The 16,480-nt window shown below is 55.8% G+C and carries 12 protein-coding genes and 1 pseudogene; 9 read left to right on the top strand and 4 right to left on the bottom strand.

Annotated elements, in window-relative coordinates:
- The 3 genes from ABJK56_RS05795 to ABJK56_RS05805 all read left to right on the top strand — a co-directional run.
- Nucleotides 1-644, top strand: a 644-nt coding sequence (locus ABJK56_RS05795) for a DUF1638 domain-containing protein (protein ID WP_347243718.1), incomplete at its 5' end; no start/stop codon positions are given.
- 417 nt (nt 645-1,061) lie between these two features.
- Nucleotides 1,062-2,087, top strand: a complete 1,026-nt coding sequence (locus ABJK56_RS05800) for a uroporphyrinogen decarboxylase family protein (protein WP_347243719.1) — start codon at nt 1,062-1,064, stop codon at nt 2,085-2,087.
- Nucleotides 2,088-2,187: 100 nt separating this feature from the next.
- Nucleotides 2,188-3,378, top strand: coding sequence for an iron-containing alcohol dehydrogenase (locus ABJK56_RS05805; protein ID WP_347243720.1), 1,191 nt, complete (start codon nt 2,188-2,190; stop codon nt 3,376-3,378).
- A gap of 65 nt (nt 3,379-3,443) precedes the next feature.
- On the opposite strand, the gene ABJK56_RS05810 is transcribed toward ABJK56_RS05805, so the two are convergent.
- Both ABJK56_RS05810 and ABJK56_RS05815 read right to left on the bottom strand, forming a co-directional pair.
- On the bottom strand, nt 3,444-4,106 hold the full coding sequence (locus ABJK56_RS05810; protein ID WP_347243721.1) for a CoA pyrophosphatase: 663 nt from the start codon (nt 4,104-4,106) through the stop codon (nt 3,444-3,446).
- 173 nt (nt 4,107-4,279) lie between these two features.
- A complete protein-coding gene (locus ABJK56_RS05815) occupies nt 4,280-5,215 on the bottom strand; it encodes a glucosamine-6-phosphate isomerase (RefSeq protein ID WP_347243722.1) in 936 nt (311 codons plus the stop codon).
- A gap of 221 nt (nt 5,216-5,436) precedes the next feature.
- Here ABJK56_RS05815 and truB point away from each other — a divergent pair, with 221 nt between their 5' ends.
- The 3 genes and pseudogenes from truB to ABJK56_RS05830 all read left to right on the top strand — a co-directional run bounded on the left by truB (nt 5,437) and on the right by ABJK56_RS05830 (nt 9,220).
- A complete protein-coding gene (gene truB, locus ABJK56_RS05820) occupies nt 5,437-6,396 on the top strand; it encodes a tRNA pseudouridine(55) synthase TruB (RefSeq protein ID WP_347243723.1) in 960 nt (319 codons plus the stop codon).
- 168 nt (nt 6,397-6,564) lie between these two features.
- Nucleotides 6,565-7,803 (top strand): glycine cleavage system aminomethyltransferase GcvT, encoded by a 1,239-nt coding sequence (gene gcvT / locus ABJK56_RS05825; RefSeq protein ID WP_347243724.1) that lies wholly within the window; start codon nt 6,565-6,567, stop codon nt 7,801-7,803.
- Between the two features lie 40 nt (nt 7,804-7,843).
- Nucleotides 7,844-9,220, top strand: a pseudogene (locus ABJK56_RS05830) (hypothetical protein).
- Nucleotides 9,221-9,232: 12 nt separating this feature from the next.
- Here the strand turns inward: ABJK56_RS05830 and ABJK56_RS05835 are convergent.
- Nucleotides 9,233-9,766, bottom strand: coding sequence for a nitroreductase family protein (locus ABJK56_RS05835; protein WP_347243725.1), 534 nt, complete (start codon nt 9,764-9,766; stop codon nt 9,233-9,235).
- Between the two features lie 236 nt (nt 9,767-10,002).
- Between ABJK56_RS05835 and corA the strand changes: the two genes are divergently transcribed.
- Both corA and ABJK56_RS05845 read left to right on the top strand, forming a co-directional pair.
- On the top strand, nt 10,003-11,223 hold the full coding sequence (gene corA, locus ABJK56_RS05840; RefSeq protein WP_347243726.1) for a magnesium/cobalt transporter CorA: 1,221 nt from the start codon (nt 10,003-10,005) through the stop codon (nt 11,221-11,223).
- Between the two features lie 166 nt (nt 11,224-11,389).
- Nucleotides 11,390-12,583 carry an STN domain-containing protein gene (locus ABJK56_RS05845; RefSeq protein WP_347243727.1) on the top strand — a complete coding sequence of 398 codons (1,194 nt, stop codon included), beginning with the start codon at nt 11,390-11,392 and terminating at the stop codon, nt 12,581-12,583.
- Between the two features lie 44 nt (nt 12,584-12,627).
- Here the strand turns inward: ABJK56_RS05845 and ABJK56_RS05850 are convergent, their stop codons facing one another.
- The gene (locus tag ABJK56_RS05850) at nt 12,628-13,554 is read right to left on the bottom strand and encodes a hypothetical protein (protein ID WP_347243728.1); all 927 of its coding nucleotides are present in this window, start codon (nt 13,552-13,554) and stop codon (nt 12,628-12,630) included.
- A 432-nt stretch (nt 13,555-13,986) separates the two neighbouring features.
- On the opposite strand from ABJK56_RS05850, the gene ABJK56_RS05855 reads away from it, so the two are divergent.
- Nucleotides 13,987-16,326 (top strand): hypothetical protein, encoded by a 2,340-nt coding sequence (locus tag ABJK56_RS05855; protein WP_347243729.1) that lies wholly within the window; start codon nt 13,987-13,989, stop codon nt 16,324-16,326.
- Nucleotides 16,327-16,480 lie beyond the last annotated feature (154 nt).

Below are 16,480 nucleotides of genomic sequence, written 5' to 3' on the forward strand. Positions count from 1 at the left end.
ATGATGTGGGCGCGCAGCGCATGTCGGCAAGACTTGCCGAAGCCATCCAGAGCGTGGATACGTCGCGTTACGAGGCGATCTGTCTGGGGTATGGGCTCTGCAATAATGGGATCATCGGATTGACGGCCCGTGAGATTCCTCTCGTCATCCCAAGAGCGCACGATTGTATTACTCTCTTTCTAGGCAGTCACCAGCGCTACCTAGAGTATTTCCACGGAAATCCCGGAGTTTATTTCCAGACGCCCGGCTGGATCGAACGGGGTGATGACCTGTCGCAACATGGTCCCGATTCGATTGTCCGCAAAATGGGTCTTCTGGAAAGCTATGACGAATGGGTAGCCAAATACGGGGAGGAAAACGCCCGCTATCTCATCGAGCAATTGGGCAACCTTGCCAAAAACTATGGAAAAATCGCCTATATCCGAACGCACACCGGTTGCGACGCCATTTTCCAGGAAATCGCGCGGCGAAAAGCAGCGGAACGGGCCTGGCGATTCGATGTCCTGGAAGGCGATTTGAGACTCCTCCGGGCGTTAGTTGACGGTCAGTGGAACGAGCAGGAGTTTCTGATTATCCCCCCGGGTGGCCGTGTTGCGCCCTCATTTGACGAGCAGATCATCCAATTAGAAATCCTCAATGCTTAATCAGCCGATCTCCGAACGCTTGTCACCGAACACAGCTTTTCAGTCGGAATGTTCCAGCGCCCAGGACAAGCGTGCCCCCCCGAATAATCTTTCCGAAAGACCTGCTTCTCAGATCCGCATTCCAACATTTCGACAATCCGTTTCACCAATCGGGCGCCAATTGCTCGGTTCGGCTGCTGCCTAAACGGGAGGAGCAATGCATGAGTTGCCCTTACACCACGCCGAAGCTTTGGCCTCTCACGAGTCCTTATAAGCTGGCGAAACAGATCAGCCTTCACACCCGTTGCTGAAGCACATCATCACCATTATCATGAACTCCCGATCAATGACCACCGGAGGGCACACTGGGGCAAGGTATTGATCCCCAGAGGTGCCGGTCAGGATCAGCAATCTCTTTGCCGAATGGAGATCGAGCTGATGAATGGCCACGAACGCGTCATGGCAATGATCGAAGGCCGGGAGGTCGATCATTTGCCTCTCATGCCGATCACGATGATGTTTGCTGCTGACCAGATTGGCGTTCCCTACGGTCAGTATGTGCGAGATTACCGCGTTCTTGTCGAGGCCCAGTTGCGTACGGCCGAAAAATACGGATTTGACTATGTCTCGTGTATATCCGACCCCGCTCGTGAGGCCGCCGATTGTGGCGCCGTCGTGCAGTACTTCGAAGACCAACCTCCTGCTCTCGTTGAGGATAAAGCACTTCTCGCCGATAAGTCGAAGCTCAAGAACCTCAAGGTCCCCGATCCCTATGGGGGTGGCCGAATGGAGGATCGTGTGCGGGCAGCCGAACTGTTTCGAAAAAAGGTGGGTGGTGAACTGCTCATCGAGGGCTGGATTGAGGGGCCCTGTGCCCAGGCGGCGGACTTGCGCGGCATCAACACGCTGATGCTTGACTTTTATGACGATCCCGAATTTGTGCGGGATCTGTTCGACTTCGTGCTCGAAATGGAACTCGCCTTTGCTCAAGCACAGGTCGAGGCAGGGGTCGATATTATCGGAATTGGAGATGCGGCAGCCTCTCTCATTGGCCCCCGATTCTACAACGAGTTCGTGTGGCCCTACGAGAAAAAAATGGTAGACGCGATTCACCAAATGGGATGTAAAGTCCGCCTCCACATCTGCGGAAATACCAACAGAATTCTGGAAGGAATGGGACGGCTTGGATGCGACATCGTTGATCTTGATTTTCTTGTGCCCATGCGTGCCGGCCGGGAGGCCATGGGACCCAATCAGGTCCTGCTGGGAAATATCGACCCGGTGAAAGTGCTGCGAAACGGGACCCCAGAACTCGTAAAGGAAAAACTCGCCGAGTGTCACCATGCGGCGGGATTCCGATATATTGTGGGAGCCGGTTGTGAAGTTCCGCGCGGAACTCCCGATGAAAACCTGTTTGCCATGCGGGACTACGCCTGGGGACACGTCGCCGTCCCCTCTTCTTAGACTCGATGAACTCGACCAGGAGTTTGCGTGCCCTCAGAGTCACGAACCTCCACACACCGTGGGGACCTGATCAGGATGCTCGTTTTGAAGGAGTACAACCATGCTGCAAACGTGGTCCTTCCATTTGCCGACCCTCGTGCGCTTTGGGCCGGGGATGATTCGCAAATTGGGAGAGTTTGCCCAGGAGTTCGGTTGGAACGCCTTGCTGGTGGGGTATAAGGATCAGAAGGGAATGGAAAATGTGTACCAGCGGGCCCAGCGGTCCTTACGGCAAGCCCGGATGCACGTTTTCCCTTTCTTTGAGGTCGGCCCTGAACCCGTGGCAGATCTCGTCTCCCAAGGTGTGGAGCTTTACAAGAAGAACCGCTGCGAAGTTGTAATCGGATTAGGCGGGGGAAGTGTGCTCGATGTTGCCAAGGCCGTTGGTGCCCTCGTCAAAATGGAAGGCGAACCCTGGGATTTCGCCAACGCGAACGAGGGTCACCGTCGGATTACCGAATCGGCCCCCGTGATTGCTGTTCCCACCACCGCAGGAACCGGCAGCGAAGTGACGGCAATCTCTGTTCTCACCTTTCACGGAAAGGGATCGTTCCCCGATTCGCCTCTGAAAGCAGCACTGGTGGGAGAGGGCCTGCATCCCAAGATCGCGCTCGTTGATCCCGAACTGACGCTGGGTAAACCGGCCAATGTGACAGCGGCTTGCGCGGCCGACGCACTTCTCCAAGCGATCGAGGCCTGTTTAAGCCGGATGGCCAACCCATTTTCCACCGTGCTGGCTGGTCACACCGCATGTCTGGTTTTTCGCAGCCTCAAGAAAGCAATTGACGAACCGCAAGACGTCCATGCGCGAGCAGATCTGGCACTGGCGGCCTGCATGTCTGGAACGGCCTACGATACCACCGGACTGACAATTGGACATGCGCTGGCCCAGGCGCTGGGGGCGGTTTTCAACATTAGCCACGGTGTGGCGGTGGCGATCGCTGGGCCAGTCGCACTCCGCTTTTTACAGCAGTCCTGTTCCCAGCCTCTCGCCGAACTGGGGCGCCAGTGCCATATCCTGGCGGAGACTCCTGAACAACAGGCGGCTTTGTTTCTCGACAGATTGGAGAATCTGTTCCGTGATGTTGGACTGCCTGACAAGCTGACCGTTCCTCCCGATGCTCCCGGGAACTACCTCGATCGCCTGGTTCGCCATGCCCTTGAGGCCACCCCGGAAGCCTGTACGCTCACTCCAGTAAAAGTGGATGAAAACGTTCTCCGCGAGTTGTTCCAAAAGGTGCTGATCAAGTAGTAAGCGCCTTTGTTTGTTGGCGGGCATCCGGTTTCAGATTAACATTCGGGAAACGGTACAGCTTCCTACGCGTCGCTGCTATGGAGAAACTCCTCGATGAGCGTCACAAATTCACCCAGGATAAGGCACGTCGCGCCCCAGATTCGATGGCGTCCAAAGGCAAAATGTGGCGCTTCGTACGGTTGACCGCGGTATTCTCTCATGTGAGTACCAAAATTGGTTGGATCAAGGAGATGTAGCAGGGGCACCTCCAGAAGCTCCTCCACCTCGCACGATGACGCACACATAGGCGGGCGTGAATTCGCTACGGCTACCCAGGGATCGACTCGAAAGCCGCTGCGTTCGATGTAGATTGTTGACAGTTTCCCGAGGATCCGGGGCTGAAAGTTTTCAACCCCCAGTTCTTCGCAGAACTCCCGAACGGCGGCTTGACAGGAAGTTTCTCCCGGTTCCAAAGCTCCGCCGGGCAGACTGATTTGTCCTCCGTGCTCGGGCAGATCTCGCCGCCGCAACGTGAGCGGCAGCCACCACTCCGATTTATGCCAGTAAAGCAGAATCAGCACTGCCGCGGGCCGGGCGTCTGCCGGGATTTTCGAATAGTCGCGTCCGAGGGCGGGACGCGGCGCAAATCTTGTCCCCATCATGGGTCCCGGCAAAGGTTGTCGAAGGCGATTTTCGAGCCATGGAATGAGCCTCCATGATTGAGCCTCTCTGAAGCTTGCCGTCATAGAATCAGACAAATGTCCCTCTGTCAGCTCGACATCAAAGATCAAGGATATAGGCCATCCAATTTTGCACGCTCAAATGGATGGGCGAGCTATCAATCATATCGCTTCGCAATTCCACCAGGTCCTGTCGTCGGCGACGCCAACCGACTGTTCAGAGGAGAGATCAATATTCACTAATGCATTTCCGTTTTCACCTCAGCAAGCGCGGGCCGGTAAAAGTTGAACTGAACGTTGGGGTGCTCTGCCAGAAGCGACATCGGCACGGCAGAATCGGCAATTCCCTTGGAAATCATCAGTGTGGTCAGCCGCATACCGAAAGGATTGTCGTGCATGCCCGCATGCCAGATGGAAACCTTCTCAGCCTTCCACGTTTCCACCGGTCCTACTGTTGCTGCCTTGGTAGGTACTAGATGGACCTGTCCGCCGCCGGAGGTGCGTGCATTCTGCATGACGGTTGCTGGATGCAAATCGGTAATCCGCGTCTTAAGTTTGCGGTATTCCGCAGGCGGGGGCGGCTCGTCCTTCCATTTTCCCTGCCGCTTGGGCGGATCGTTAAAAGCCCAGTGTTTGATGTCTCCCTGCCCTCCTTGCATGACTACGCAGCGGATTTCATCAAAACTTCGAGAATAGGCGTCGAGATCGCCAATCGGAAACCGAATATGGTCCTTGGGCATCCTCAGCTTCGGGTTGATTCGGTTGAAACACAATTCCATGTCCGCCCGGGCAAAACTCAATGGATGATCTATCGGAACCGGCTGACCTGTCGTTTCATCCACCCATTCATCCATTCCCCAAAAGTGGCCCTCGCGCACATCGAGTCCCAATTCATTCACCAGCCGGGCGACCAGCGGCAACTGCTCAGTGGGACCTATCGGACCGCAGATCCCACAGGGATTGTCCGCGGTGGATTGCCGCCAGGCATTGATGTATTCGAGAGCTTCCGCCAGGTAGAATTCTTCCAGCGTGTCGTACATTACAATCTTGAACCCTGGCCGGGAAAGCCGTTCGATTTGGCGCACAGTGAGTTTGGCCGCATCCTGCAGCAATTCAGGATCCAAAGTCGTGTAGTCCCACCAATCTTTGGCGAGTTTGCTTAACGGCCGGGCCATAACTTGCTCCTTTCACGCAGAGCGCCTTCGCAACTGAACACTCTCCGAATTTTTGCCTCATTATCAGAAAAAGTTGGACGCAGTCAATCTCAACCCACGACAATTCCAAATGATCGAATTCGACTCTTTTCATATATGCCCCACGGTGTACGATATGGTTGTATCCGGGGTTGCTCCCTATAACGCACTTGCCTTTCCAGGTGGAAAATTGCCTAGAGGCCATGGCGCTCGCACGGCAGCCTATACGTGACGCAATTCACCGGGTCATGACTACCGATTCCACGGCAGTTCCCAAACAAGAGATTTGCGGCATCCTTGCACTCAATAAACCCAAAGGGATCACCTCGCGCGATGCCGTCAACATGATCCAGCGCTGGGCAACCGGCCTTCGCCTCGGCCACGCAGGTACCCTTGATCCACTGGCGACCGGCGTCCTTGTCGTGTGTGTCGGACGTGCCACGCGGCTGATCTCACTGATCCAGGAACTACCGAAGGTGTACCGGGCAACATTCCTGCTGGGCAGAAGCAGCCCCACCGACGATGTGGATGGCGAAATCACCATCCACGAGGGAGCGGTACCACCAACGCTCCAGCAAATCGAAACCGTCTTGCCTGAGTTCACAGGCAGGATCCTGCAACGGCCTCCAGTTTATTCCGCCGTAAAAATCCGTGGGCGACGTGGCTACGAATGGGCCCGGCAAGGAACACCCCAACTTCCGCAACCCCGCCCGGTGGATGTCTACGAACTGAAAGTCCTCCGATATGAATATCCGGAACTCGAGATGGAGATACGATGCGGCTCAGGCACATATGTGCGATCGCTGGGACGCGATCTTGCCGAGAACCTGGGTACACGGGCCGTTATGTCGGAGCTGACACGCTTGGCTGTCGGTCGATTCACGCTTGAAGAATCGGTTGATCCAAGGACACTGGACGAACGGCGATGGCTGGAGTACCTACGTCCGCCGATTGTGGCGGCGCAACATCTCCCGCAACTTCGACTCGATGAGGCCTCGCTTCGTGGTCTGTTGCACGGCCAGTGGCCCAGGTGCCAAGAAGAGCTTGTTCCCGGTCAGAAGGCGGCTGTTGTCGATCAGTTCAATAACCTTCTGGCGATTGTCGAAGTGCAGAAAGGATCTCGCCTCAAACCATTGGTCAACCTCGCGACGCCGGCGCACTGACCCACAGGCTCATCAGCCCGAACAGCACCCACGGTTGCTCGTGAAGGTTATCATATGCAACAATAAATGATTTCGTCTGTCGAAAAACGCAACCGAAGTGGCTTTGTCGGTAGCGTGACAAATTCACCATTCTGCACGCAAAGATTTTGCGAATTACTGGAGCTCAGCGTGACGCTTCTTAAGTCTACGCCTCTTGGGGATTGGCACAAAGAGCACGGTGCCCGCCTGACGGGCTTTGCCGGATGGAGCATGCCTCTGCATTATTCCTCCGGCATCCTTCAGGAACACCTTAGTGTACGGAAATTCGGCGGTCTTTTTGACATCAGCCACATGGGCCGCTTTCGAGTAACCGGGCCAGACGCCGTGTTGTTCCTCCGCAGTGTACTGACGAATGACGCAGCGCGGCTCGAACTGTGGCAAGCTCATTACACCATCCTCCCCCGGGAAGACGGATCTGCTTTGGATGATGCGTACCTTTTTCGGTTTCCAGATGGCTACTGGCTGGTTGTGAACGCGGCCAACGCCGAGCAGGACTGGCACCATTTGCAGGAGTACGCCCAGGGATTATCCGTCCTGCTGGAAGACATGACAGGCACAACAGGAATGCTGGCGGTCCAGGGACCACAGAGCGAAGAACTATTGAAAAAGGTGCTCACAGAGGGCACACTGCCACCACCTGTCCGAAATACCGTCTCTCAAGCCCGGCTTGAGGATATTGATGTGCGCATTTCCCGAACGGGATACACGGGCGAACCGGTCGGTTTTGAATTGTTTTTGCCAACTGAGGACACGGTCCGCGTTTGGGAAAGACTGGTGGAGGCAGGAGAATCCCTGGGAATTCAACCAGTTGGATTGGGTGCGAGGGATACCCTACGACTAGAAGCCGGTTTGACGCTCTTTGGGCACGAGCTCGGTCTGGCTCCCGACGGCACCCCCATCCCCATTTTCGCTGCTCCTTCCGCCAGCGTGGCTGTCCACCTTACACCAGATCGCGGCGATTTTATCGGTCGAGTCGCTCTTGAGGCCCAGGCCGCCGCTTATCAGAGTTATCGCCAAGGCCCCATCCAGCATAGTGAAAGTTTGCCGCGGCTGGTTCGTCCCCTGGCCGTTCTCGGACCCGGAATCGCTCGACAGGGTGACGAGGTGTACTGGAACGGTCAGCGAGTGGGCTGGGTCACTAGCGGTACCGTCGTGCCCTACTGGGTGTTTACTGGGCAGGAACCTGATGCCATTCCCACTGAGGAGACCGGACGGCGAGCGATCGCGCTGGCGTATATCAATGCTGACGTCCCGCGAGAGGCTGCCGTGGAAATAAACGTCCGTGGTCGTCTTCTTCCCGCCCGTGTTGTGCGGCGGCACGGTCGAAGCGATTTGCCTCCATACTTTCGACCTATCATCGTCCAGTGATGTCTTAAAAAGTTTCCTTTCTATTGAGGTCGCAATGACTATGTCGGACAAAGTCAAAACACTGCTGGAAAAAACGCTCGAAAACCACATATGGCGCCAGCAACAGTGCATCAATCTCATTCCCTCGGAAATGACGCCGTCCCCGCTGGTCCGTCTGATTCAGGTCACGGATCCCGTCGGCCGATATGCTGAACACAATTTTCTCCCGCAACTCAATCGTGAAGTGTATTACTATCAGGGCACGAAGTTTATTGAATGGGTTGAGCAGCAGCTCGTTCAGGAACTAGGTCAGTATCTTGGCACGGACCTTGTGGAACCACGCTTGATCAGCGGTCAAACAGCCAACATGGCGGTCTTTAGCGCTCTTGTGGCGTACCGAAATCAAGATAGAAAGCAGGGTGATTTGGAGCGGATTCATGGGGTTCTCAATCATCATCTGAATCTGGGCGGACATCTCAGTGCCCAGGCGATGGGGCCCCTTCGTGACTATGTGGCGAGAGATCCCGCCACCGGGCGATTCATGATCAAGCATTTCCCTGTGCGGCCGGATAACCCCTACCGCGTGGATGTCGAAGCGACGGTCTCTCTCCTCGAGACCTTTGCCCCCGAACTTATCATCTTTGGCAAGAGCATGTTCATCTGCCGCGAGCCGGTGAAAGAAGTCTGCCAAATCCTTTCCCAACTCAAGCTGAGGGCACTGGTCATGTACGACGCCGCGCACGTCCTGGGTATTCTGGGGCCCGCTTTCCAAAATCCGTTCGCTGAATGAGCAAATATCGTGACGGGCTCCACACACAAGACTTTCTTCGGAACCCAGCGCGGAATCATCGCGGCACGATTCGATCCAGACTCACCGCACGCAGCACTCTGGGATCACATCCGCCGGCGTGCTTTCCCGGGCTTTCTCAGCAACCATCATCTGGGGACTCTTCTCGGTTTGCTCCTGGCGGCCATGGAAATGAACACCTATCGAGAAAGTTATCAAACTCAGGTGCTGAAGAACGCCAAGGCATTTGCTAGGGCTCTTCACGACTGTGGGGTTCAGGTCGAAGGTGATCCCACCGTCGACTACACCGAAACGCACCAGGTGTTGGTTCGAGTGGGCTCCCATCAGGGAATCGAGGCCGCAGAGCGGCTGGAGGAATCCAACATTATCGTCAACTACCAGGCCCTGCCCGGTGACGAAAATTTCGCTGCCAGTTCAGGAATTCGCATGGGCGTGGCCGAAATGACACGCTTCGGTATGCGCGAGCGGGACTTTCAGGAACTGGCGGAACTCATCGCTGATGTGTTGCTCCGCGGGCGTCGTGTTGCCGAAGCAGTGGCCAAATTCCGTAGTCGGTTCCTGGAGATGCAATACTGCTTTGCTCCTCAAGATTGGCCGGAGCTGACCGAAAAACTGCTGGCGACATTCTGATAGCCAAACACTTTACTCCGTTGCCCTCCAGCGGTTGAACCAAGCACGTTTTTCGAACGGCAGTTTCTCTCTCTGTTGCCCTGGCTCTGCGGCAACGCCGATGGGCAAAAGGATCCGCACCTGGAGGTGGGGCGGAACTCCCAACATTTCCCCAATTCGTTCGGCAATCCGATTGTAACGCAGCGCGCCGTCGAGCCAAACCGTCGCATACCCAAGGGCTGTGATGGCCAGAAGCATGTTCTCCACGGCGGCTGCACAATCCTCGATATGGAAGGAGACATTGCCCATCACAGGCCGCGGATCCGTAACACACACAATCATAGCCTTAGCGGTGGTGCAAACAGGTTTATTTTCGAACAGCGAAGCGATCCGGTGAATGAGCTGAGGATCATCCACAATGACGAAACTCGTGGTCTGTGCATTCTTCCCCGATGGTGCACGAATTCCAGCCTCCACGATTTTCCGCAGGTGTTCTCGAGGAATCGGAATGTCCCTGAACGGTCCGCGATAACTGTAACGCTTCTCGATGGCTTCAAAGACATCCATAAATCCCTCCCGTCAATATCCTTTGTTCATAAGCGCAGCCCTTAGCCCTATTGCTGACCACGCATCAAAAGCACTTTAATGTTACCGTATGGAGGGTCTTTCTTTTATCGAAGCGATGGGATTTCACAGCGGTGCTTGCCTGTTCATGATCATGATGTGACCTTTGACAACGTCCAACAACCCTACTGCGTTGGCAACAAATGTAACAGTTGCTCCTGACATAAGGTTGTCGCTGTATGAGCCTCGCTCATCTTTCACCGGAGCCCAAAAGACCGCGGAGAGTCAATCGCTATCGGATTCGGCGACGCACGCCCCCGGGGGCGGCCCCCGGAACAATCATCCCGGAACCGATGGCACACGCCCCCCGAATCACTCTTACGCATGTCCTTCCCGAGACCATTGAAGAGCGGGAAGTCCAGCGTCCCGAGATGATCCGAGGCTGGCTGAGTCAGCCTGGTTGGATCTGGTGTGATGTCGACGGACCAGGAGACAGCCAATTCATTTCTGAGGTCGCTCGCGTTTTCAACCTCCATCCACTGGCGCTGGAAGACGTCGTCAACACACACCAGAGGGCCAAGGTCGAAGAGTATAATGGAACCCTGTTCATTACCGCGCGGATCCCGCATATCGCCAAAAACGGCATCATCGAGAGCGAACAGATCAGCATATTCCTCGGTCCAAATTTTCTGCTGAGCTTCCAACCTCGACCGGGTGATGTCTTTGCCTGCATCCGAAAACGGTTTCGCGATCCCGGAAGCCTCCTTCGTCAACTCGGCCCTCAATATTTGGCCTACTCGTTGATTGACTTGGTCATCGACCACTATTTCCCCGTGCTGGATTTTCTCGGCGAGAAACTGGAGTCGTTGGATGAAGAAGTGACGCATACCGATGCCCGCAAGGTCCTGAGCGAAATCCACGATCTCCGGCGGGAACTTCTCTATCTGCGCCGTATTCTGTGGCCCCACCGGGATGCTGTTCAAATCCTACTTCGCGACTATACCAGTTTTCTCACGGACGCTGTGAGAGTTCACCTCCGCGATTGCTGGGATCACGTGGTTTTGCTTATCGATCTGACAGAAACGTACAGGGAACTGTGCGCCGATCTCCGAGACTACTGCCTCTCAGCGATCAGCAACCGTATGAACGAAGTGATGAAATGGCTGACGCTCATCGCCACGATCTTCATTCCCTTGAGCTTTATCGCAGGTGTTTACGGGATGAACTTTGATCCCGACTTTTCTCCATGGAACATGCCGGAGTTGCGCTGGTACTACGGATATCCATTTTCTTTGCTCCTTATGCTAGCGGTAGCCATTTTGATGATTTGGGTTTTCTACCGCCGCGGCTGGATTGGCCAAGACTGGCCAATATCAGATTCGGCTTTTCACCGCTCTCCGGCCATGCGGGCTGAGAGCCAAACCTTCCGGGAAAGCACATCTTCCCCAGGGCAAAAATGAACACCAGAGATTTACGACCGTTCAGCCATAAGAAGCGTTCAGTAGCATGCCTGTTCTCTCTGACTAAAAAGGGCCGCGTTGGCGGTCCTTGTGCTCGTGCCGTTAGAATTGTTGATGGAGTAAACATGGGGAACCAGGCCGCAGTTTCACAATGGAGAAAAGACGATTGAACCATTCAGCAGCCGTTTTCATTGCTCTACTTGGGGTGAGCATTCTTGAATCGGGCGCGGACTCCGCCAACACTCAAACTCTTTCGTCAACGGTGTCGCGGCCTATCTTCGCGGCGGAAGAGGAATTCTGGCAGCGACTGGAGCGAACCACGAGCATCTACTGGACGGACGTCCCCCTCCGAGAGGGGCTGTTACGTCTCGCGGAAACTCACGGGGTGGCCATATTTCTGGATCGCCGGTGTGATCCCGGCCAGCCAGTGACACTCACCGTGCGCCAGCGAAGTCTTCGCGACGTGCTCTTGGAAATAGCTCACCAGCGCGGTTATGAGCTGGCATTTCTGGGGCCCCTTGTGTACATCGGACCGGCGGACACAGCCAATCGATTGGAGATTGTTGCAGCGCAGCGGCGAAAGGAACTGCAGGCCCTGGGCCGAATCGGTGCGTCCGCTCTGCGCCCAGCGCCCATCTCCTGGCCGCGCCTGAGCACCCCCCGAAACCTCGTCCTCCAGTGGGCACGGGAAGCAGGCTGGCAACTCGCCAACGCTGAAGAGATCCCTCACGATCTATGGCCGGAAACAAGTCTCCCCGCTCTCACGATTGCCGATCGTATAACACTGGTTCTTCTTCAGTTCAACCAGACCTATCAGGTGAGTGAAAGCGGGGTAATGACGGTTGTGCCGTTCGTGCCGCTGGATGGCGAAATCAAACGTTTTCGAATCGGAGGTGAAACCAGTGTTCTGGCGCAGCGATGGGCGCAGCAATTTCCCGATTGTGTTGTCGTGGCCTCAGGGCCGGAAATTCTCGTCCAGGGGCCGGTTGAAACGTTGAGTGAATTGTCCCGACTGGCCGCGAGCTTCGAATCATTACAACGGCCGAGCCTGGGCACTTCCCCACCAGCCACGGCGGCCATGGACCCTTTCGCTCAGCGACGATTTACTGTCAGGGATGGGCGCGGCACACTTGAAGGTGTTATCCGGCAGCTCGCGCAGCAGCTTGGAATGGAGGTCCAATTCGATGCCGAAGCGGCCAGACGGAAGGGAGTTCGGCTTGATCAACTCATTGAATTTCGAGTCACCAACGCCACTGTTGACGAACTGTGGCGAGCCATTCTGGAACCCCGAGGTCTCACTTTCGTTCGAACAGGCCGAACGATTCGAATATTCCCCGCATCGCACGCTGGCGCACCGTGAGAGGTAGGCTGCTGTTCCTGCGGATGTTCCGTCACTTTTGGGTTTCACTGGGAGCGCCGCCAGCCATGCACTTCCACGAGCGGCGGATTTGACTCATCTTCCACGAGCGGAATGGGTTTTTCGTAGAGCGCCTGCCTCACAAGAGGCTTGTCCTGGGACATTGGTAAACTCGTACCGGACGCACTCGGTGCTGAGCGCCCCTCCTCGGCGGGCTTCATTCGGGTCTCCGAACCCGATTCTTGCTTGAACGTGGGAGTGGGTTGTGTGCTGGAACTCGCCGGGGGGAGCGTGGGGATCGCCGTGGCTGGAGATGACGACCAACTGCTGGGTGTGCCCGAAGCACAAGCTGTACAACCGCTCGTGGCCGATACGTCGTAGCTTCCGGCCGGTACAACACCGCTTTCCACCGGAGCGCACACCGTTGACGTCGTTGCAGCGGGAATGTACTCGTACGTCGCAAAATAGGCTGTCGACCAGGTCGGTGTGGACGAAACCAGAGGCCAGTAGCCCGCTCTTCGGGCCCTCCAGTTGGCAAATGGACGCCACGGGAATAGGCGACGTCGAGGCTCGTACACAATTTGAACCGGCCGATACGTGACGACGGGAACCATGGCTGGGGTCGCCGCCGGTGAAGCGACTGCGTATGGAGTGGCAACTGGCAGGTAACTCGTCGTGCTCACCGCAGGAGGCGTCAGAACAGGGGCAAGACGATAGACTGTCGTCGCACCAGGTGTTACCGGCAGATAGGTCACACGATAACTTGTCGTGGGCGCCGGCGCAGAGGACACGGGCGGCATGTAGGTGGTCACCGGCGTGTACGCTACTCCGATGGGATATCCCCCGTAACCAGCCGTGTACGTCGTCGGGCGATTAAACAACCGTCCCAAAAGGCATTGGGCATCCGCAACGGAGCCAACGGCCAGCCACATTCCCAGCATTACGGCCGAGGACACAGCAGCTTTCGTTCTCATAGTTGTTATCCTTTGGGTTCTAATCCCCTCGAATTTGGGCCATCAAACACCCCGGGCACGCAACCCGCAGTCGGCAGCATTGGGCTTTTCCTTTAGTAATTGTGACTCAAAATATGCCCCCACGAGAGACGCCCCCACCTCCATCTAAGAGAAATGGGCGGGTTGAAGGTACCACCTGTGCGGTCTGTAACGGTTGGGTAAACCGGTTAGCCGCCTCTTCGCGTGCACCCAGTCTCCCGTCACCCGTGCTGCTCTTCAAGTTCATTACAGGACGGTGATACTCTCGGGCACCTGAGTCGATCACGAAAAATTCACCAAATCCTTGACTACGCTGTCCCGGTTCCGCACAATGGATACCGACGTCTGGATCACTCGTCCTCAGAAGAGCGCTCGTCCGTCCCGTTTGACCAGGTTAACCATGGGGGTATGGCCATGCGGCATGCATTCATGAAGTCCGAGAGGCCAGCGGGCAGAAAGAGCACCTCGGGTTGTTCCGCAAAACAATTGCCGCACACTATTGGCATTCTCGTTACACTCCTGGGTGTGCTTGTTATTGTTGGGCTAGCTTCAGGCTGCCGAAGATCTCAATCCCCAGTCCAAGTTGAAGAGGTGGAGCCGCTCGCGGCGGAGCCGCAACCATCCGCTGCTCAACCGCAAGAACCGATGGCGATTGCACCGATTGACAGCGTTACGCTCCGACCCGGTGAAAATGTCTCACGCAAAGTTCGGGTCGATCGGAAGGGCCGAACGGGGGCCATCAAGCTGGAGGTTAGCAATCTCCCCCAAGGGATTCACGCGAAAATCGGAGACATTCCAGACGGGCAGTCGGAAACTGAACTCGTCCTCTTAGCAGATACCTCACTAGGGGAAAACGAGCTCACTGCGGTGGCTGAAGTGCGTGCCACCCTGGGAAGCGACAGAGCCTCGCAGAATGTAGCCATCCATGTCCCCAAAACTCCTTTACCGGACTGGAAAATGCCAGGCCAGTTGTATTTGAAACCGGGGGAAGAAGTTCCCATCCAAATTGAGTTGGATCGAAAAGGTTACACAGGTCCGCTCAGCCTGCGTGTGGAGCAGCTCCCCGAAGGTGTGATCGGCGAACCTGTGAGCGTGCCAGATGACGCTCAGAAGGTTACTCTGCAACTCAAAGCCGGGACCGAGGCGAAAGAAGGCGAATTCTCCGCACAGGTGGTCCTTGCAGCGGGGGCTAGGACGGCAGCTCGCCCGATTAAATTGGTAATCCGCAAAAACCTCTTCGCGGTGGATTGTTTTCGTGTTGTCACCTTGAAACCTGGGGAAAGCCGTGACGTCGATATACCGATTCGCCGCAACGGGTACGCGGGCCCAATTACGTTCACGTTTGAAAATCTTCCTGAGGGCGTAACTCTCACCGCCTCCGAAGTTCCAGCAGGCGCCACATCCGTGAAATTCCACTTTTCCGTCAATCCGCAGGCCCATGAGCGGGTACGGTCCGTGTGGGTTCAGGCTAGAGGGAATGGGGCAGACTTCCGCGACGCCATTGTCGTTCGGGTAGCCAAGGAATTGGGTAAAGGCTTTCTTCCCGCGGAAATCGGTTATGATCCCGAGATTGCTCCTCTTTTCCGCCGGGGATCATTTGGTGGCAGACTGACGGCCAAGAGCAAGGCGGCTCTGTGCGATGCGTACGGTGGTACCCCGGAATCTGAACAGGCCGTGCTCCGTGGCTTGCGATGGCTAGCAGCCCACCAGGAAGTCGATGGTCGATGGTCATTGAAGGATTACGGCCGAACCAATCCAAGCTGTGATTGCCATTTGGATGCCGAAAAGGAAAAAGACATTGTCGATAGCGACACCGGGGCAACAGGGCTTGCGCTTCTGCCCTTCCTAGGAGCGGGTGTGACGCACGAGAGTTCGCCGGAAGAGCCCCCCGAGCTAGCACGTTACCGAAACGGTGTCCGCCGAGGGTTGTTCTACCTCATTCGTGTGCAGACGGTCGATCCAAAGTCTGAAAAGGATGGCTATTTGGGCGGGAATACGTATGCCCATGCCATCGCAACAATGGCCCTTTGTGAAGCCTATGGCCTTTCAGGGGATGAACGTATTCAGATTGCGGCCCAGCGGGCAATCAAGTATCTCATGAACGCCCAGCACAAAGAGGGCGGGTGGCGCTATGGCTTTCGTGAGGCAGGCGACATGTCCGTTGTCGGCTGGGTGTTCCTGGCCATTCGCAGCGGCCAATTGGCCGGATTGAGAATCGATAACCTGCCCTTATCGCGAGCATCGCGATTCCTGGACTCCTGCGCTGTGGGGCCTGAGCCGTATAAGCTCTCAGAATATTGTTACCAGCCCGGCCAGCCTTCAAAGATGTCACTGACAGCCTGTGGCCTTTTGACGCGACAATATCTGGGCTGGCCAAAGGACAATCCGCACTTGCTGGCCGGATGTCGCAAATTAATGACCCAGTTACCTCCAAAAGAGGCTCAATCGGCAGGGCAGCTTTATTACTATTACTATGCGACCCAGGTACTCCACCATATGGAAGGTGAGGAGTGGGATCTGTGGAACCACCGGATGCGCGAACATCTTATTCACACCCAGGAGACCTCTGGTCATCGCGAGGGAAGTTGGAGCCCCGAGGGAACAGATTGGGGTAATCGCGGCGGCCGAATTTACGCAACCTCTCTGGCCTTAATGATTCTCCAGGAGTACTACCGCCATCTTCCGCTTTACCGGCCGGTGCCCAAAGGACAGGTGACCAGCACCTCCGGAGCATCTGGCACTCCCGGTTACTAATGTGCTCACTGGCAGAGCAGCGGCTGTCAGACAGGTATACAAGCGACCATAAAACAATTACTGGTCGCAAATACTGATTTTTATGCGGTTATTATACGGTTATTTATCTTCAGGGTTTCAAGTTACGGAATTGCTGAGGAAATCCAATGAACCG

This window comes from Thermogutta sp., from assembly GCF_039793925.1.
Taxonomy (GTDB): domain Bacteria; phylum Planctomycetota; class Planctomycetia; order Pirellulales; family Thermoguttaceae; genus Thermogutta.

Coding starts and splice junctions, on each gene's coding strand:
- ABJK56_RS05800 (WP_347243719.1), top strand. CDS start 1,062: ATGAATGGCCACGAACGCGTCATGGCAATGATCGAAGGCCGGGAGGTC.
- ABJK56_RS05805 (WP_347243720.1), top strand. CDS start 2,188: ATGCTGCAAACGTGGTCCTTCCATTTGCCGACCCTCGTGCGCTTTGGG.
- ABJK56_RS05810 (WP_347243721.1), bottom strand. CDS start 4,106: ATGACGGCAAGCTTCAGAGAGGCTCAATCATGGAGGCTCATTCCATGG.
- ABJK56_RS05815 (WP_347243722.1), bottom strand. CDS start 5,215: ATGGCCCGGCCGTTAAGCAAACTCGCCAAAGATTGGTGGGACTACACG.
- truB (WP_347243723.1), top strand. CDS start 5,437: ATGGCGCTCGCACGGCAGCCTATACGTGACGCAATTCACCGGGTCATG.
- ABJK56_RS05835 (WP_347243725.1), bottom strand. CDS start 9,766: ATGGATGTCTTTGAAGCCATCGAGAAGCGTTACAGTTATCGCGGACCG.
- corA (WP_347243726.1), top strand. CDS start 10,003: ATGAGCCTCGCTCATCTTTCACCGGAGCCCAAAAGACCGCGGAGAGTC.
- ABJK56_RS05850 (WP_347243728.1), bottom strand. CDS start 13,554: ATGAGAACGAAAGCTGCTGTGTCCTCGGCCGTAATGCTGGGAATGTGG.
- ABJK56_RS05855 (WP_347243729.1), top strand. CDS start 13,987: ATGCGGCATGCATTCATGAAGTCCGAGAGGCCAGCGGGCAGAAAGAGC.